We start from the raw sequence: 628 nt of genomic DNA on the forward strand, positions 1-628 counted from the left end.
TGCATTTAATTTTGGATTACCGCTTCTCATTGCTTTATTACATGCATTATTTGCAGCACTTGCATTTATGAAACTTCTAGGAAATGTCTCAATGTCACCTATATTTATAGTAATGATTATATATACAATTGTTTATTTCATTTTTGCTATGATTTCATTTATACACTCGAGTCGTATGATTAAGCATTCTATTTAGTAACTCAATTCACAAAATTATTTTAATAAAGGACGGTTTTTACTATGAAATTCAAAGAATTAATCAAACAATCATATGAGGATTTAAAAAATTTAACAATCAATTGGTTTAACGTACTCAGTTTAACTGTAATCATATTTATTTTAAGTAACATTGTCACACCGCTTGTTGGTATACCTGTGGGTTTGCTCGGTGGTGCATATATCCTAAAGAGACGTGAAGAGAAAAATAACTAAACATAATAAAAAAGCCCTCAACAGAGAGGTCAGTGTGACCTCTCTATTAAGGGCTTCCTTATACTATAAATAAAGTTATTTATTTGTAATACCGTCTGCTTCTTCGATTCTCATGATATTATCCATAATACCTAGATAGAATTGACCTAATTCTCTACCTGTATGTGTTAAATCAAATGCATCCATACCTACTAAA

1 protein-coding gene and 1 pseudogene are annotated in these 628 nt (G+C 29.8%); both read left to right on the top strand.

Translation table 11 applies throughout. From position 1 onward, the window contains the following. Positions 1-196 (top strand): annotated as a pseudogene (locus IE142_RS39950) (ABC transporter permease); the annotation flags it as partial. 44 nt (positions 197-240) lie between these two features. Next, positions 241-432 (top strand): VraH family peptide resistance protein, encoded by a 192-nt coding sequence (locus IE142_RS39955; RefSeq protein WP_191889462.1) that lies wholly within the window; start codon positions 241-243, stop codon positions 430-432. Positions 433-628: the final 196 nt, after the last annotated feature.

It is taken from the genome of Streptomyces mutabilis (assembly GCF_014649815.1).
GTDB lineage: Bacteria > Actinomycetota > Actinomycetes > Streptomycetales > Streptomycetaceae > Streptomyces > Streptomyces mutabilis.

Bases quoted from the DNA above. Each gene is read 5' to 3' on its own strand.
- IE142_RS39955 (WP_191889462.1), top strand. From the start codon at position 241: ATGAAATTCAAAGAATTAATCAAACAATCATATGAGGATTTAAAAAAT.